At 36.5% G+C, this 13,224-nt stretch carries 12 protein-coding genes; 5 read left to right on the top strand and 7 right to left on the bottom strand.

The window, feature by feature from the left end; translation table 11 throughout:
• The first annotated feature begins 5 nt into the window (after positions 1-5).
• The 4 genes from CHB66_RS05570 to xseB all read left to right on the top strand — a co-directional run bounded on the left by CHB66_RS05570 (position 6) and on the right by xseB (position 2,956).
• Positions 6-500: a DUF6913 domain-containing protein gene (locus tag CHB66_RS05570; protein WP_089238836.1), complete on the top strand. Its 495-nt coding sequence runs from the start codon at positions 6-8 to the stop codon at positions 498-500.
• A complete protein-coding gene (dapA, locus tag CHB66_RS05575; protein WP_089238838.1) occupies positions 494-1,348 on the top strand; it encodes a 4-hydroxy-tetrahydrodipicolinate synthase in 855 nt (284 codons plus the stop codon). Before CHB66_RS05570 ends, dapA begins: the two co-directional genes overlap by 7 nt.
• A 110-nt stretch (positions 1,349-1,458) precedes the next feature.
• A complete protein-coding gene (gene xseA / locus CHB66_RS05580) occupies positions 1,459-2,775 on the top strand; it encodes an exodeoxyribonuclease VII large subunit (protein WP_089238840.1) in 1,317 nt (438 codons plus the stop codon).
• The gene (xseB, locus tag CHB66_RS05585) at positions 2,765-2,956 is read left to right on the top strand and encodes an exodeoxyribonuclease VII small subunit (RefSeq protein ID WP_089238842.1); all 192 of its coding nucleotides are present in this window, start codon (positions 2,765-2,767) and stop codon (positions 2,954-2,956) included. The genes xseA and xseB overlap by 11 nt, the downstream gene beginning before the upstream one ends.
• A 170-nt stretch (positions 2,957-3,126) precedes the next feature.
• Here the strand turns inward: xseB and CHB66_RS05590 are convergent, their stop codons facing one another.
• The 5 genes from CHB66_RS05590 to CHB66_RS05610 form a co-directional block, all read right to left on the bottom strand.
• Complete coding sequence (locus CHB66_RS05590) at positions 3,127-3,621, bottom strand: UpxY family transcription antiterminator (protein ID WP_089238844.1); 495 nt, start codon at positions 3,619-3,621, stop codon at positions 3,127-3,129.
• Between the two features lie 101 nt (positions 3,622-3,722).
• Entirely contained in the window at positions 3,723-7,130 is a 3,408-nt protein-coding gene (locus CHB66_RS05595) for an efflux RND transporter permease subunit (RefSeq protein ID WP_089238846.1), read from the bottom strand.
• Between the two features lie 8 nt (positions 7,131-7,138).
• Positions 7,139-8,266: an efflux RND transporter periplasmic adaptor subunit gene (locus CHB66_RS05600; RefSeq protein WP_089238848.1), complete on the bottom strand. Its 1,128-nt coding sequence runs from the start codon at positions 8,264-8,266 to the stop codon at positions 7,139-7,141.
• A gap of 32 nt (positions 8,267-8,298) precedes the next feature.
• A complete protein-coding gene (locus CHB66_RS05605) occupies positions 8,299-9,654 on the bottom strand; it encodes a TolC family protein (RefSeq protein ID WP_317045584.1) in 1,356 nt (451 codons plus the stop codon).
• Between the two features lie 11 nt (positions 9,655-9,665).
• Positions 9,666-10,268: a TetR/AcrR family transcriptional regulator gene (locus CHB66_RS05610; RefSeq protein WP_089238851.1), complete on the bottom strand. Its 603-nt coding sequence runs from the start codon at positions 10,266-10,268 to the stop codon at positions 9,666-9,668.
• Between the two features lie 255 nt (positions 10,269-10,523).
• Between CHB66_RS05610 and CHB66_RS05615 the strand changes: the two genes are divergently transcribed.
• Entirely contained in the window at positions 10,524-11,342 is an 819-nt protein-coding gene (locus CHB66_RS05615; protein WP_089238852.1) for an alpha/beta fold hydrolase, read from the top strand.
• Positions 11,343-11,375: 33 nt separating this feature from the next.
• Here the strand turns inward: CHB66_RS05615 and CHB66_RS05620 are convergent, their stop codons facing one another.
• On the bottom strand, positions 11,376-12,710 hold the full coding sequence (locus tag CHB66_RS05620; protein ID WP_089238854.1) for a S41 family peptidase: 1,335 nt from the start codon (positions 12,708-12,710) through the stop codon (positions 11,376-11,378).
• A 50-nt stretch (positions 12,711-12,760) separates the two neighbouring features.
• Positions 12,761-13,150: a Dabb family protein gene (locus tag CHB66_RS05625; RefSeq protein WP_089238856.1), complete on the bottom strand. Its 390-nt coding sequence runs from the start codon at positions 13,148-13,150 to the stop codon at positions 12,761-12,763.
• Positions 13,151-13,224: the final 74 nt, after the last annotated feature.

The following is a 13,224-nucleotide window of genomic DNA, read 5'->3' on the forward strand; positions in this document are numbered from 1 at the left end:
TGTAAATGAATTTTATAAAAAAATATTTTATCCAGAGGCAGAACAAAGCTAAACTGAGGGATACAGTAACCGATAAGCCTTTTCCTAAAAAGGTAGCTTCTATCGGAATCCTTGCGGAAAACTTAGATGATGTAGAAATTATTAAAGAGCAGGTCAAAAATATTTTTGGCAAACAAATAGAAATTTACAGTCTATTTTATAGCAAATCAGAAGTTGAAAACGGAATTTCTGAAAAGGACTTTAGCTTATTTGGAAAGCCAAATGATAAAATCAACGGATTTTTATCCAAAAATCTTGATTTTATTTTGACTCCCTCTTTAAACCTTGACCCTTATTTACTTTATTTGCTCCTTCATGCTTCAGCCAAATTCAAAATCGGCTTTTTTTCACCCGAAAATAAAGATTTGTTGGATTTGATGCTGAGCAAAGATGACAAGAACATAGAAGCCAATAGTCAGAAATTACTAGAATACTTTATTAAAATTAAAGCAGCATGTTAAACCTAGTAGGTACAGGTGTGGCGTTGATTACGCCATTGAATGAAGATAACTCCATCGATTTTGACGGATTAGAAACATTGATCAATCATGTGATCGAAGGTGGAGCAGATTACTTAGTAGTTCAAGGAACTACAGGGGAATCAGCCACCATGACAAAGGATGAAAAAAGAAAAATTCTAGCTTCATCCTTGAAAATCAATGCTGGAAGACTTCCCGTTGTATATGGTTTAGGAGGCAATAATACGGCTGCTGTATTAGAAGAAATTAAGATGACAGATTTTGATGGTATAGATGCTATCTTATCTGTTTGTCCTTATTACAACAAACCCTCTCAAAGAGGTATTATTGCGCATTATCATGCGATTGCAGATGCATGTCCTGTACCAGTGATTCTTTACAATGTACCAGGCAGAACAGTTACAAATATGACTGCTTCCACTACGTTAGAGTTGGCGAAGCATCCCAATATCATTGCCATGAAGGAAGCTAGTGGCAACTTAGAGCAATGTATGACTATTGCATCAGCGAAGCCAAGTGATTTTTTATTGATCTCAGGAGATGATATGTTGACAGTAGCCTTGCGAGCTATTGGAGGTGCTGGAGTGATTTCTGTGCTAGCCAATGCATATCCAGCTACTTTCAAGACCATTTGTCACGGTGATCTTGAGTCCGCAAAAAGAGCTACTTTCAGCTTATTAGATATCAACCCTTTGATGTATGAAGAAAGCAATCCCGTAGGTCTAAAATTTTTGATGAAAGAACTTGGTATTTGTGGAGACAAAGTAAGATTACCCTTGGTAAAAGCTACAGAATCACTCCAATCAAGGATTAAAAAGGCCATGATTTAAATTTAATTAAGAAAAAAAGCAAGGCTAAACCTTTCATAAATGAAGGCAAATTTTAAAGTTAAACTCCATTTCATTGATGGAGTTTTTCTTTTTTTAGCTAATTTAACATCATGCAACAAGCCATTTCACTTTTAGAACTCAATCAAATCATCAAGGATACATTAGAGCAGCAATTAGCTCCTAACTACTGGGTCGTAGCAGAGATTGGTGAGCTCAAAATGGCGGCTCAAGGGCATGCTTACTTGGAATTGGTAGAGAAAAGTGGCAATCAGGTACGTGCAAAAGTAAGGGCAAATATTTGGCAATATTCTTTTAGAACAATTGCAGGAAGATTCCAAACTACAACAGGACAACAGCTCAAAGCTGGCATGAAAATACTCGCTTTGGCGACTGTTACTTTTCACGAGCTTTATGGCTTGAGCCTCAATATTAAAGACATTGACCCTAACTTCACTTTAGGAGAGAGGGCTAGAATAAGGCAAGAGATCATCGAAAGACTGACGCATCAAGGCATGATGGAAATAAATAAGCGCTTTGAATTGCCAATAGTCCCTCAAAAAATAGCGGTCATTAGTAGCCAGACAGCAGCAGGGTATGGAGATTTTATACAGCAGCTACAAACCAACAGGTATGGTTACAGCGTGCATCATCGACTCTTTCAGGCTACACTTCAAGGAGAAGGCGCCGCTAAGACAATCATTTATGCTCTGGATCAAATTGAAGAGATCAGTCAGGAGTACGGCTTCGATTTGGTTGTGATCATACGTGGTGGTGGAGCGCAAATGGACTTAGACTGCTTTGATGATTACGATTTAGCCGTGGCTATTGCCAAATTTCCAATTCCAATCATCACTGGCATAGGACATGAAAGAGATGAAACTATCGCTGATTTGGTTGCGCATACTAAAGTGAAGACACCTACTGCAGCCGCTGAATTCGTTCTATCAGGTTTTTTGGACTTTGAAGAGCAATTAGTTTCCTCAATTAAGCAAATTGAGCGCTATACCAAACAAGCTCTTCAATGGGAAGATAGAAAACTTATTGAATTAGAATCCAAGTTGAAAAATCTCAGTAGGCAGCAGTTACTTAGAACAAGTGAAATGCTATCAGTGAAAATTTCTCAAATCAAAAGTACAGGATCCAATCAACTGAACTTCAATAGCTATCAATTAGAAAAACTTGCATTGAATATAAAAAAAGAAAGCAACAGTGTAATCAATACTCAACTCAAAAACGTAGATAACCTAGAGCGAAGTATCAATAACTTAGACCCTGCAACATATTTCAAAAAGGGCTATACTCGCTCAGAAGTGCGTGGTAGACCTGTTCACCAACAAGAAATTCAAATAGGTGATGAAATGATCACCTATACCCATAAGCAACAAATCAAAAGTACCATTAATCAGATATCATCCCATGGAGAATAAGCAAATAAGCTATGATAAAGCTGTCAAGCGCATCGAAGAGATTGTCGGCATTTTAGAATCTGGCGAAGAAGGTATTGACCAACTTTCAGAACTTGTCAAAGAAGCTGCTAACCTTGTCAAGCAATGTAAAAACAAACTCAGAATGACTGAGGAAGAGATCAATAAGGCTTTTGAAGAATAACAAAGTCTCAATATTGAATTATATGTATAACCGCTATCGCAACAGTAACCATATTTTATTACGTACACACCTTAAATTCAGCTGTTGTCAACTGTAGTCCGTAGACGATTATCCGCTTGATCCTTTCATTTTATTGAATTACTGGTGTCATTGCGGATAATTATATTGAATTAAATTACCTCCAAAAACTTCCTTGGAATATTGACCACGAGGTTTTGATTGATACCTGGAATCCGGATAATAAAATAGTCTTTATTTCCTTTGTTAATACATTCTCCAGACATGCCTTCTAGTGCTCCACCGATGATTTTAACTTTTTCTCCGGGCTCAATCTCAGAATTGTCAGTTTCAACTGCAACACCAGTCTCTAAAATACGCTTGATCATCTTGATCTCTTCCTCTCTCACAGTGGCATGTTCGCCATTAAAATGGACAAATTTCACCGCTCCAGGAGTCTGAAGACATTGCCATAGGTTTGGTTTGGAGGTTTTCACAAAAAGGTATCCATTGAAAAGTGCCTTTTGTACTTTCTTTTTTCGATCACTCCATTGTCTCAACTCCTCAACAATGGGTAAAAAGACTTCTAAACCTTGATCCTGTAATCTTTGAGCTACTTTCTTCTCTGCTCTTGAGGTTGTATAAAGTACAAACCAGTTTAAATCCATTTGTTTCTTTTTAAAAATTTATCAAAAGCAAAATTAAAAACCCTTGAGATAATATCCCAAGGGTTTAATCATTTAAAACCACCAACCTTTATTAAATCATGCTATTTGAATCTACGAATCAACATGTTTAACTTATCTGCCAGTAAGTACATGACAGGTACGATTACTAACGTCAAAAAGGTAGCAAAGGTTAACCCAAAAATCACTGTCCAAGCCATGGGTCCCCAAAAACTCGCATTATCACCACCAATATAAAATTGAGGATCAAATTGAGATAGCATGGTAGCAAAATTGATGTTCATTCCTATAGCTAATGGAATCAAGCCTAAAACTGTAGTAATAGCTGTCAATAATACTGGTCTTAATCTAGTTTTACCCCCTTGAATTATACTATTCAGTAATTCATCATATGGAAGATATTCTCCATCTTTCAGACCTAACTCTTCTCTTCTCCTTGACCTTACCAGGTTTGTATAATCGATCAATACAATGGCATTGTTTACCACAACCCCTGCAAGTGAGATAATTCCAATACCTGTCATGATGACCACAAAATCCATATTGAAGATTACCAAACCTAGAAATACCCCAATAGTACTCAAAATCACAGATGCCATGATAATAAATGGCGTGGTTACGGAATTAAACTGGGCTACAATGATTAAAAAAATCACTGAAACAGCAATAAACAAAGCACGCATTAAGAAAGCTTGAGACTTCGCCTGTTCTTCTTGTTCTCCTGTAAACTTAACTGTAATACCTTCTGGGCGGACATGGCGTGCAGCCAAATCCTTTAATTGATCGTTGATTTCTGTTGGATTATATCCATCAGTCACGTTAGAAAATATAGAAATCACTTTTTCCAAATCCTTCCTTTTAACTGAACCATAAGTTGAGCCATATTCTAAAGTTGCTACGGCGGAAATTGGAACCTCTTTTTGATTTCCAAATTTGTCCCTAAAGGTAATCTTCTTATTGATCAATGAATTCAAGTCATACCTGTATTCATCCTTCAATCTCAATTGAATTGGATAGTCATCTTCTCCATCTTTAAATTTTGATACTTCGAGTCCGAAAAGAGCTGTTCTCAATTCATTGGCAATCGTAGAAGTCGACAAGCCAAATCTTCTAGCATTTTCTCTGTCAATATTTAAGACCACCTCAGGACTTCCAAGCTCTAAATCTGTTTTGAGTTCTTCAATCCCTGGGATATTTGCAGAAACCAAAAATTCCCTAAAATCACCAACATATGCGATTAATTCTTCAAAATTCTCCCCTGCTACTTCTATATTGATTGCTTTCCCAACTGGTGGGCCATCTCTCTGTTTATCCACAGTAAACAAGACACCAGGGTATTTCTCAACCAAATCACGAATATCCTCCATCACTAGGTTGGTATTTACTCCTTTTCTAAATTGAGTTTCTACGAAGCTGATTGTGATTTTTGCTTTATGTGGCGTATTTGCGATACTTGGCCCTTCTGACTGATCTCCAGTACCTTCCCCAACTTGTGTGATCACTGACTCAATGATATCTGAATAAGGAGCAAGCACTTCCATCAACTCATCCTCCATAGAAAGCACAAAATTATTTGTTGCTTCTGTATCCGTACCTATTGGTTTTTCTATGAAAACATTAACGAGTGCAGGTTCATTGTCAGGGAAAAACAAAACCTTTGGAGATCTTACTACTAGCAAAGCAAGAGATAAAACCAAAAGCAAATTGATCCCTGCAAAGAATAAGTAAGGTTTTTTACCTTCAAGTGCAAAAGACAAAGTTGCTTCATAAATGTTCTCTAATTTTACTAAAAACACATTTTGAAACCACCTGATCGCTCTTCTAAGTAGCAATACATTGAAAACTGTAAGCAATGCACCTATCATCGCTAGATTACCCATTGCTATCCAACCAAAGATATAAAATATGATTCCTAATATTGAAAGCACCAATGCAACAACAAGTGGTTTTTTCTTTGGCTTAATCAAATCCACATCTTGTACTTTCATCAGCAATGATGTCAATACAGGGTTAACTACCAAAGCTACGAAGAGAGATGAGGACAAAACTATAATCAAGGTAATTGGGAGGTATTTCATAAACTCCCCAATCAAATCATCCCAAAATGCCAAAGGTAAGAAAGCTGCTAATGTGGTAGCCGTAGATGTAATAATTGGCCAAGCAACTTCACCTACTCCTTCTTTTGCCGCTTGGATGGCTGGCTTACCCTCTTGCATCAAGCGGTAGATATTTTCCACCACTACGATACCATTATCTACCAACATCCCCAAGGCTAGAATCAGTGCAAAAAGCACCATTAGGTTCAGCGTAATTCCAAAAGCATTTAATATCAAGAATGAAATAAACATGGAAAGTGGAATCGCAATCCCTACAAAAAGGGCATTTCTGAAACCTAGAAAAAACATCAAAACCAAAATCACCAAGATCACACCGAAGATGATGCTATTCTCAAGATCATTGACTTGAGAACGTGTCTGCTTGGATTGATCATTAGTAATACTGATTTCCAAATCTTCAGGGAAGCGATTTGTTTGGGCTCGATCAATGATTTCTTTAATCTTATCAGAAGCATCCAGTAAGTTCTCTCCACTTCTTTTGATCACATTGACAGTCACTACTGGAAGCTTATTGCTTCGAGCATAAGAGGTCCTTTCTTTGTATGTATCGCTTACTTCTGCGACATCACGAAGATAGACAATGCTATTATTTTCAGTTTTGACAATGATATCTAGGAGTTCCATAGGATCTTTGAATTCTCCAGCTATCCTCAATGCTCTTCTAAAATCACCAGCAAGTAAGTTGCCCCCAGAGATAGTTAAATTCTCTTGACCCACTGCTTCGGAAATATCAGAGAAAGCAACACCAAGTGCTTCCATTTTGAAAATATCAGCATCAATTCTGATTTCTCTTTCTATAGTACCCCTTAATTCAGCTTTGGATATTTCGGGAAGTTTTTCGATTTCATCTTCTAGGTATTCCCCGAATTTTTTCAATTCCTCTTCTGTATAATTTCCCGAAATATTCACATTCATAATCGGGAAATCTGAGGTATTGATCTCAATCACATCTGGATCTTGATCCAAATCGTTTGGCAATTCACTTTTAGATTTATCAACCGCATCTTTGACATCCTGTATCGCTTTGGAAATCTCTACACCAGGATTGAATTCGATTACAATAGATGAAAAATCCTGCACAGAAGTGGACTTAATGTCTTTGACATTATTCAAACCTTTTAATTCCTTTTCAATTGGCCTAGTGATCAGATTTTCCATATCTACAGGTGAGTTACCAGGATATGCAGTACCCACATAGACAGTGGGAATAACAATCTCAGGGAAACTCTCCTTGGGCATGGTTTTATAAGCCATGATCCCTAATACGGTGATGATAAATACCAATATGACCACAGAGGTCTGATTGTCCACAGAATGTGAACTCAAACCAAACTGTCGTATGACTCCTTTTTTCTTTTCTTCTTGATTAGACATGAGAAAAATTATTGAGTAATGTTTACACTGAAATTATCTCCAACCTCTCTGAAACCTTTATCTACCAAAACTTCCGAACCATCAAGGCCTTCTTTTATTTCGGTAATTTCCTTGTAGGTCATTCCTCTTTTGATGTATCTTTTCTTTGCAGTATCATTTTCAACTACGAATACATAATCACCTTTACTATCTTGAAGAACGAGATAATTAGGAACAGTGATAGCATCTGTGCTTTCATAATCATTGATTTTCACTATCGAAATCATATTAGGCTTCACATGATCCATTTTTGGTAAAAACACTTCTACCTTGAAAGTCCTGTTATTGGGATTGATTATTGCACCTACAGCAGATACCTTAGTCTTCATACTTTGATTGATAGAAGGAAAAGCAATCTCTACCGAATCCCCCTTACTGACGATCCCAACATATCTTTCAGAAATATCAGCTTCTATAAAAAGATCACTCTCTCCCACAAACTGAAACATCGGCGTACCTGGCTGCACTAATTCTCCTAGTCTAACATTCACTGTTTCCACTGTTCCTGTAAATGGAGCTCTTACCTGAGATCTATCTAATTGAGTTTTCAGCCCAGCAAGACTTTTCTCCAATGATTCTTTCCTATTTTTAGCTTCCAGAAACTGAATTTCTGTTCCTATCTCCTGATTCCATAATCGCTCCTGCTTTTCATAAATAGTGGTTGCGAGTTCAAGTTGCTTTTCAAGCTCATCCATATTGCGAACAATTGATTCAGAATCAATAATGGCAAGCACATCACCTTTGTTAACGCGCATTCCTTCGATGGCTTTGACCTCTTGAATTCTACCCGCTACCTCCCCAGAAATACTGACATTCTTTTTGGACAGAACAGCACCTGTTACTTCCAAAAAATGTTTGAAGTTTCCTTTTTCAGGAGCCGTAGTTGTAATCAATACTGACTTTCTTAGCGTCTTACCAAAGTCAGGGTCTATTTGTGATATCTCCTTTTCCAAAGCTTCAATGGCACTGTTCAAGGCTGATAACTCCTTTCGTTTTTTTTCAAGATCGGCTTTTTTATTGGCCAATTCGTCATTGCCTCCGCAAGCCAATACAAGCATGATTAGGGGCAAAATCAAAAGTTTTGATACTAATTTCATATAGTTTTTTCTTCGTAGTATTTCTTAAATATTTATAATATCCCAAGTGCCTTTTCTAAATCCACTTTTGCAATCAAGGCATCATATAATGCAGAGAAGTAATTGGCTTCGGCTTCCTTCAAAGCAGAATCTGCATCTATGACTTCTAAGTTTGAGCCTACCCCTTCTTGGTACTTGATTTTAGTCATCTCAAAGACTTCTAAAGCCAAAATCCTATTCTCTGATTGTACCTCTAGAGCATACAAACTATTTTTTAGATTTTTCTTAGCTTGAAAAATCTCAACATCGATACTTTGATCAAAATAATATGCTTGATTTTCAAGTTGCTTAATTTGAACTCTATTTTTTTGAATTTTTGATCTTTTGGAAAATCCATCAAAAATAGGAATCGCCATATTGACACCGACAAAAGCTGCTGTAAACCAATTGCTACTGTTGAATGTATTAGAAAAATCTAATGCAGCACCTGATCTTTGATAGGTTAGAAACCCATTGATCGTTGGCATATATTGTACTTGATTATTTTTCAAGTCCAAATTAGCCAACTCAATATTGGTTTTAATCTGATCCATTTCTACTCTTCTATAGCCATTGTTAGACAATAGTTCTTCTATAAGTACAGGATTATTATGATCCTTCAATGACTCTGTCAGTCTGACCTCGAATTCAAAAGGTATCCCCATTTGTAACTTCAAAAGCTCTACGCTGATTGCTGTAGCTGTTACTACCTTATCATACTCAGATTGAAGATTATTTCTTTGAACTCTTATTCTAGAAACTTCCAATTTTTCAGCAAAACCTTCCTCGTACAATATTTGAGTTTCTTTCCATAATTGATCAATTCTACTCAAGTTTGCTTCTACAATTTGAAGTCTCTCGTCGTTGACCAATACTGTAAAATATGCTTTTTTGATATTTTCAATGACATCAATCTCCGCTTTCTCAAGATCAAAGTCGGTCAACCTTTTGAGTGTTTTTGCCGCCTTGAGTCCAACGAAATAAGACCCATCAAAAATCATCTGATCCATTCTTACACCTAATGAAGACTGAAAATCAACACCAAACCTGGCTGCAATTACATCTGATTCTGACTCAGGATTTGCAAATGGTCCTTCATTAGGAAGAAAAACTAATGGAATAGCAAAGTTATGTGTAAAATCAAAAGTACCATTGATCTGAGGAAGACCTCTTGCTAAATTTTCGTTAATCGTAGCCTGCGAAGCCATGACTTCTAGTTTTGCATTCTTGGCTTCCACGTTGTTCTCCAATGCGAACTTGATGCTTTCCTCCAAAGTGAGCGGAATCACTTGTTGCTGCGCTTGAGTTAGTGCTGGGATGAATAACATCAATGCCAAGGTATAAAATCCAATATGGATTTTTCTTTTCATCCTTTTCATTGTTAGTTAGTTTTCTTTTTTTGGTAAGCTTCTTTTCCTTTTTCTGTAAAAATCCCATGTAGGAAGTGTTCAAAAACTTCCACATGCAACTCCCCAAGATTGAACTTAGATGGGGGAAACTTGATAGGATCGAATAAACTTGTCATTTGTTCGACTCTCATCGATGCAATAATTTCGGGATTGATTTCAGATCTGAAATACCCTTCTTCAATCCCCTTTTTAATCACATCAATAATCTCTTGATGTACATGCTTTTGCTTAAATTCTTCAAATATCTGCCAGCACTGAGGATAGTAGCGCTGAAGTTCATTCATCACGAAGGGATTCATTTCAGCAAACCTCTTTCTCACATAAGCAGATAAACCTAATAGATGCTCTATCACTCCATCCTTTAAACTCGGAAGTGATTTCATCTTGCATTCATCCTGTTCCAAGGCGGTCTGAAATGTTTCCAACACCAATTGGTTTTTGTCTGCAAACTCTTGGTAAATGGTTTTTTTAGATATCCCAGCTAGCCGCGCGATGTCATCCATGGTCACAGCTCTAATCCCATATTGCATAAATTGCTCTATCGCTGTGACGATAATTTTTTCTTTCGTGTCCAAACTGATTTAATTTTGATGCAAAACTCTAGAAACTTTCGGAAAGTTCAAAGTTTCCAACGTTTTTATTTGAAATTATGTTTGGAAAATTGATTTAAATCAAATCATAAAAGAAGATTATTTTATAAAAATTACATTTTTATTTTTATAAAACAGAATATTTAAAAAGATTAAAAAGGATGTTTTGCAAAAAAAATAAATTATGAACTTAATATAAATCCACTTTTCTATTTTAGAAGCAAAATAGAGCGCAGCATCATGATAGAAAAAGTACTTGAAACCTCCTTTGGTAATCTAGCTTATGAAAAGCATGGAGGTGGACCTGAGGTCTATTTACTTTTCCATGGATTTGGTCAAAATAGAAAAGCCTTCAAGGAATTTTTAAAAATTAGAAAACAAAAACATACCTTTTATTTGATAGATATTTATTACCATGGACAATGTAGCTGGGTAAGTAGTAAGAACACACTTACCAAAGTCAAATGGGAAGAAATCATCAATCAATTTTTAGATCAAGAGCAGGTTGCCACCTTTCATCTTGTTGGCTATAGTATGGGAGGAAAATTTTCTTTAGTGACCTACGAGCTATTTCCTACTCGAATTCTATCCTTATTATTGATGGCTCCTGATGGAATCAAAACTGGATTTTGGTATAATATGGCCACTTTCCCTGGTGGTCTCAACAATATTTTCAAACATGTAGTCTTCCACCCTGAGCGCTTTTTTAAAACAATGGATTTGCTCAACAAATTAGGATTATTAGAAAAAAGCATCATGAAATTTGTAGAGTCCCAAATGAAAACTAGGACAATGCGGGCTCAAGTTTACTTTACTTGGATCGTATTCAAACCAATAAAACCTAACCTTGGTAAAATCATCCAATTTGCTAGGGAACAAAAAACGCCAATCACATTGGTGACTGGCGAATTTGATATGATGGTTACCTCAAATAACCTAAGTAAATTCAGTTCAAAGATTCCTCACTTGATAAGCATTGAGTTACCATGTGGGCACAATACACTCATTGAAGCAACGAGTCATTACTTAAAAAATAAAAAAAACTCTAAAATTGAATAGAAAATCCCTCTGATTTTCTATTCAATTTTAATATTAATACACTGGAAATTCCTTCCACAGTCCATGGAAATCATCAATCATGTTCCATTGGTCTTTTTGAGATGTTATGGCTAATCTCGCACCTACATTTCCTGTTCTGATATATTCCATAGCTGCTCTAAATCTAGCCTCATTGGGATCTCCCCAATTTCTAGCAGGATCATCCTGAACTGTAAAATTAGCAGGGAATCCATCAAAATAATCAGCTCTCCCATTGGCATTATCTATGGCAAATGTAATCGGAACTACCTCGACATTATTCTCTACCAGTGTCCTACTATCGAATGAAAGTGGAAATGAACCTACAGGTTTACCATAGGTATTATCACCAATCAAAACAACCTCCATGTATGGATCTAAACAATTGATCACCAATTCTGAAGCGGAGGCCGATCCTCTAGAAGTAATAAAAATAACTCTAGAGAGCTCCAAATTCCCCGTTTTACTAAAGTTGACTGATCTGTTATTGTTTGATCTTGGTTGGTTATGTCTATTGGTGTACATCACTCTTCCAGACCCAGCAGATGGAACCAAATAATTCAATAATTGAGCTGTCACAGCCACAGAACCTCCGCCATTGTATCTCAGGTCAATAATCAATTCATCAATTCCTTGGTCCATAAAGTAATTGAAGGAATCCTCTACCTCTTGGCTTCTTGTTGGGTTTGAAAGTCCTGGTGTTTGACGAAAACTTTGATACACCCAGTATCCTACTTTTTTACCTTGATCTTCGATGACATTTCTATGCAAAACAGAATTGGATTGAAATGAAGATTTGGTGATGGTAGTAGTTCTTTCAGATCCATCAGGTAATCTGTGTTTGAAAGTGTTATTGATCCCTACTTCATTTGGTCCCAATTGAAAATTATAACCCGTCGCGGTTCGGTATTCAGCAATAGGCCTTCCATTAATTTCAAGTACTTCCCAGCCTCGCTGCCATCCATCCTGCCCTGCTGGTGCGGCATCATATACAAAAGAAATGAACATCCTGTCGTCAACAAGTGAAAAACCGAATCCATGTGCTCCAGTAACTGTTCCCTGAAAAGCAGCAGTGAATGCCTCTTGCGTGGTAATATAAGACCATCTATCTAAATCTTTGTAAAGTAGTGCATTTAGCAATTCCTGATTAGTACTATATCTACTCACGTCCACATTTGTAGGTAATCTATCATTCCAAAAGTACCAGCGATTCATAGTTTCCACGATGGCATTTTTCACTGCATTCTCTACTCTTGCTGGATCTGGATTTTCATCCTCAGGATTACAGGCAAATCCTACAAAGATCACTAAAATTAAGAAGGGGATTTTTAAATATTGGGTAAATCTCATAGGGTAATTATATTATTGTACTTATAAACGAGCTTGTTATGTGTTTTGGTTCATACGTAGAAGTCATAAATCTTGACATCAGTCCATTTAGCACTATGATCTTCTATGAATTGTAAATGAATAGGATCTATTTGATAGCTGTCATGAGCTTCAATAGAATCAAAAATCACCAAACAGGCAACCGAATAGCTATCGTCAATGACTGGTCTCTTTGTAGTATCTGCTGGTGTTCCTACTTTAAAATCTAAAACAGATTTACACTTGGCAAGCATTTTTGACGCTACAATAAACTCCTTAACATCTACTTCTGGCTTAAGCCAGAAAAAGACCTGATGATAAAGTTGCTGATTCATTTTTGATTGAGCCATCAAAGTCCCTGATAGCGTGGCGGTCGCCCCAGCAAAAGCCACCTTCTTTATAAAATTTCTTCTTGATTTCATTTCTGATCTTTTGAGAGTTCTAAATATAAAAATTTAAATTGCTCTTCTAAACGAACCTATTAAATAAAAAATAG

The organism is Belliella buryatensis, assembly GCF_900188245.1.
Lineage (GTDB): Bacteria > Bacteroidota > Bacteroidia > Cytophagales > Cyclobacteriaceae > Belliella > Belliella buryatensis.

Excerpts from the sequence above, each read along its gene's own strand:
- CHB66_RS05570 (WP_089238836.1), top strand. The coding sequence starts at position 6 with ATGAATTTTATAAAAAAATATTTTATCCAGAGGCAGAACAAAGCTAAA.
- dapA (WP_089238838.1), top strand. The coding sequence starts at position 494 with ATGTTAAACCTAGTAGGTACAGGTGTGGCGTTGATTACGCCATTGAAT.
- xseA (WP_089238840.1), top strand. The coding sequence starts at position 1,459 with ATGCAACAAGCCATTTCACTTTTAGAACTCAATCAAATCATCAAGGAT.
- xseB (WP_089238842.1), top strand. The coding sequence starts at position 2,765 with ATGGAGAATAAGCAAATAAGCTATGATAAAGCTGTCAAGCGCATCGAA.
- CHB66_RS05590 (WP_089238844.1), bottom strand. The coding sequence starts at position 3,621 with ATGGATTTAAACTGGTTTGTACTTTATACAACCTCAAGAGCAGAGAAG.
- CHB66_RS05595 (WP_089238846.1), bottom strand. The coding sequence starts at position 7,130 with ATGTCTAATCAAGAAGAAAAGAAAAAAGGAGTCATACGACAGTTTGGT.
- CHB66_RS05600 (WP_089238848.1), bottom strand. The coding sequence starts at position 8,266 with ATGAAATTAGTATCAAAACTTTTGATTTTGCCCCTAATCATGCTTGTA.
- CHB66_RS05605 (WP_317045584.1), bottom strand. The coding sequence starts at position 9,654 with ATGAAAAGAAAAATCCATATTGGATTTTATACCTTGGCATTGATGTTA.
- CHB66_RS05615 (WP_089238852.1), top strand. The coding sequence starts at position 10,524 with ATGATAGAAAAAGTACTTGAAACCTCCTTTGGTAATCTAGCTTATGAA.
- CHB66_RS05620 (WP_089238854.1), bottom strand. The coding sequence starts at position 12,710 with ATGAGATTTACCCAATATTTAAAAATCCCCTTCTTAATTTTAGTGATC.
- CHB66_RS05625 (WP_089238856.1), bottom strand. The coding sequence starts at position 13,150 with ATGAAATCAAGAAGAAATTTTATAAAGAAGGTGGCTTTTGCTGGGGCG.